2 protein-coding genes are annotated in these 3,837 nt (G+C 51.1%); both read right to left on the bottom strand.

Annotated elements, in window-relative coordinates; genetic code table 11:
• Positions 1-399 (bottom strand): DNA-binding domain-containing protein (locus CSR02_RS03520; protein ID WP_272867652.1); only part of this gene is annotated, 399 nt, incomplete at its 3' end.
• 396 nt (positions 400-795) lie between these two features.
• Positions 796-3,456: a TrlF family AAA-like ATPase gene (locus tag CSR02_RS03515; protein WP_099540581.1), complete on the bottom strand. Its 2,661-nt coding sequence runs from the start codon at positions 3,454-3,456 to the stop codon at positions 796-798.
• Positions 3,457-3,837 lie beyond the last annotated feature (381 nt).

Raw genomic sequence — 3,837 nt, 5'->3', positions numbered from 1 at the left:
TCGAACAGCTTTCATGGACGGCACATTGAAACCTGATTTTTGGCATTCACACTCTATATATCGATGGACCTGTTTCAGTGTCGGTTTTTCACGTTTAAAATATATCTTCTTTATCACTTCTTCGATTATTTTTTCTATATTTACGGCTAATCGTCTGTTCCCAACACGAGGCCCACGGGGTAATGGGAGCAAACTCGCTGTAGTTTGTTCCTCACGTAATTTTTTCAGAAGGCGGTAAGTGTGCTGAACACTGATACCCAGGTCGCTTGCAACTAATTTGACTGAAAGATGATTTCTTTGATTTTCCTCTAACAATCCACGCAGCAGTGCATGTCGATGGGATGCTCTTGACCAAACATCTTCACTAACAGAAGTGATTAACGGTTTTGTCTGTCGCATCGCATTTCTCGTGTGAAAAGAAACCGAGTAATGTACGGAAGTTACTACGCACTGCTACCACAATTGCCACTATTTTGCGTAGATTTTTTTCATCAAATTGCAATTCAAATTCAGGATATGAAAGACAAAATAATAACGTTGTATGACCTAATGTAATGTCAGATTACGAGATGTTATTGACGTTTTTTTCTGGGGACAAACCGACCGTCCGGTTTCGGATGGAAACTTGAAAAACCGGACCTTCAAGATCGCGAAATAATCGCAGCCACAATCGCACTCGATTGTAGTTTTTAGTATTTTATTGTGACAAATTAACAGATTATTCTGTTTTTTCTATCAATACCATGCAGAATGCCATGATAAATAATATAGTTCCGGACCCTACTCCATGGCCGATTAGAACTCGTACTTCTCTTTGCGCTGGATGAAGGCGTCCCGCCCACCTTCCAGAATGCTGGCCACCTGATCCCGTATCACGGGAACATCGATCGAGCCTTGTGCTTCCAGCCCGAGACACCCTTGGTTCTCAGCGGCCGTGAACACACCAATCCACTCAGCATCACCGAACACCGGGATGTTGGCATTGTGTGTCGCGAACAAAAACTGCCGACTAGTCTTTGCCTCCCTCAACTCGGCGACGATCCGATCTGCGATGAAGGCGTTGTCAAGGTTGTCCTCCGGCTGATCCATGAGAAGAGGATCAACGTTCTCAAGCAGTAGCATGTGCAGAATTGCAGTGCACTGCTGACCCGTAGAGAGCTTGTTCAGAGGCCGGAATACCCCATCGGCTTGGCTGTGCGCGACATTCAAAAAGATGTCTACGCGATGCCCCAACTCCAAGGCTTCCAACTCCATGAGCTGAGACGACTGGAGCTTGGTGAGTGCGTCAGCCACCATCTGTGAGACACCCCAATCGAGTTGAATATCGGCAGTCCCTTTCTGGATCGACTGAGCCAGCGACAGCGGGCTGATCGTCTCAGCATCCTCAATGAACGCAAGCCGCTTTTCGCCCACGCCATCTAACTTGCATCCAAGCAGGAACGCCATCAAAGGCATGCGGTAAGCTTCCGGTACGATTTCCACTTTCAGCTTACCCTCAAGTCGCTTGTTTAGCCTCTTCGCGGCTTTCTGCAACGCCTGTATGCGCTGCCCACGCAAATCGGACAGTTCGGCCAACAGGTTTTGCCGTTCTTGACGCAAGGTGTCGCGCTGAGACTCATGCGTCGTCGCCCGCGACTTCATGGGCTTGATGCGCTCGATCTCCTCCATCAACTTCTGGTAGGCAACACCGACCTCCTGCCCGCTCTTTCCAGCAGTGGCGGGTAATGTGCGCAGCGCCTTTTCCAACTCGACATCGTGCGCCTGAATCGCCTGCTGCCATACGGCATGCTGAGTGGTGAACTGTCCTGCCTTGTCATCAAGTAAGGCCTGCATGGCGGTCAGATGGCCGGTGAATCCCTGCTTGAGTTCATCCAGCGTCGTGCGCATGGCAAGCAACTGGGCAGTATCAGGCAAGCCCTCGAGCGCCTCATCATCGATGAAGTCAAGGTCAGGAAAGCTGTTCCGCAAGTCTGTAATCGCGTCGCGAAAGCTCTGTACGCCCTCGGTCGCGGTCTTTGCAATCTCTCGCTCACGCGCGAGCAATGAGGTCTTGGCAAGCTTCTCCTTGACCCCCAGCTCTTCAAAACCGCGAAGCTGCTCCTCCAGCTTGGGCAAGCGCTCAACCTGTGCATTCAGCTCGTCGAGATCGCTCAGGGACTTCGTAAGCTTCTGCTGGTTGTCCTTCAGGCGCCTACGCACGTCGGCACTCTTGGCGTCGTACTCTCCGTTTTGAGGAAGGAAGCGAGCCAGCAACTGCAACCGGCTGGTTTCATCTTGGGCCAGCTCGTAAATCTCGTTCTGACCATAAATATCGATGCCCGGCAGCAAGTCGCGCGGGAGCAGGGTCGAGACGTTGCCATTCACGTCACGCACCATCGGCGGTTCGCTATAACGGCGCGAAATGATGTAATGCTTACCGTTCTGGGAAGAGGACACTACTGTTAGCTCAATCCGACCGGCCGAGCGACCAAGATTTTCCTTGATGATCTCTTGGTGGAGCTTTTGTGCTTGTTTGCCTTTGGGTGGCAGATCCAAGGCGAAGCGCAGGCATTCGAGCAAGGTTGACTTACCCGTTCCACGGCCGCCGATCACCGTGTTGAGATGGTCTGAAAAATCCACCCTGACGCCATCAAGGTAACCACCTACCACCGTCATGCATGCCACCTTACCAATTGGGCTTTGGGCTTGCTGCGAGTTGAGCCGGACACGCGATCCCGGATCGAGGAAGGCCACCTTGAATGCAGCGAAAGTGGGCCTTGTCATCTTGATGAAGCACGTTGCGCTCGGCTGCTCCAAGTCATCAGGCTTGGCAACATCCTTGGCATTGATCGCTGCCATAGGGCGCGCACGCCGGTAGCTGTCGTCCTTATTCAACAACACCTTGCGATAGAAATCCCCCTCGATGCTCGTGAGGTCATCTATCGACCCCGGAATCTGGGCTGCGCGCAGCTTGGGGTGCTTCCATACGTGGTTCAGGCGATTTTTCAGCAGCCCACTGTCCTGCGTGCAATGTGCAGCGTAGATGAACCCGCCCAGTAAATCGACCTCTTCGATCAACTCTTCCGAACTCAGCCGAGAAGGCCGGATGCCATCCGTTGGGTCATGGAGCTTGAGGTTGCCAAGGTAGCGATCAAGCTGCTGCACCGTGGTATCCTCGGGGAAGAGACAAACGTAATGCGTCTTGTCGTTCGATGCGATCTCGAAACCTGGAAACACCACGATCCCATGCGGCTGTAGCACCTGACGTAGAGCATCGACGCTGGTCACGCTGCCGTGGTCAGCCAAACCGACAACCTTGATGCTCAGATCAAGACACTTTTGAAGCAGTGCTTGGTTGTAGCCGTCCTCATCTAGCCCGTGATTGGCTCCCCTGTAAGTGCCGTTGTAACCGACAGGATTGACCTGCAGAGCACAGCGCCAAAATCTCGCGTAGGTGTACCCAATGCGCTGGTCCATTGGTCGATACCCACCTTCCAGACAGAAAAATGTCCAGCAAAGCATGTTTGCTGGACGTTAAAAAGTTGACAACGATTTTAACAGACGGACAGCACTTTGGACAGGCCAAACCACCCCTTGCAAAGACTGTCCAGCAAATCACCGTTTAATGGGCATTCGAAGGTCGTTTCCAGAATGTCTGCTATTGGGAACATTTTCAACAAACCGCAATGATTGGCATCAAGGCGTAAGCAAACCCATACGTTGATAAAATACCATCGCAATTTGTAACCTAATTAAGGGCTTTTTTCGCATAATTAAGGGAGATTCGCATAATTAAGGGAATTAATAACGTGCTGAAATTTCAGAATATTGACTAACATAATTAAGGAATTTCGACAG

It is taken from the genome of Acetobacter pomorum, from assembly GCF_002738225.1.
Taxonomy (GTDB): Bacteria; Pseudomonadota; Alphaproteobacteria; order Acetobacterales; family Acetobacteraceae; genus Acetobacter; species Acetobacter pomorum.
This window is presented reverse-complemented; position numbering and strand designations above follow the sequence as displayed.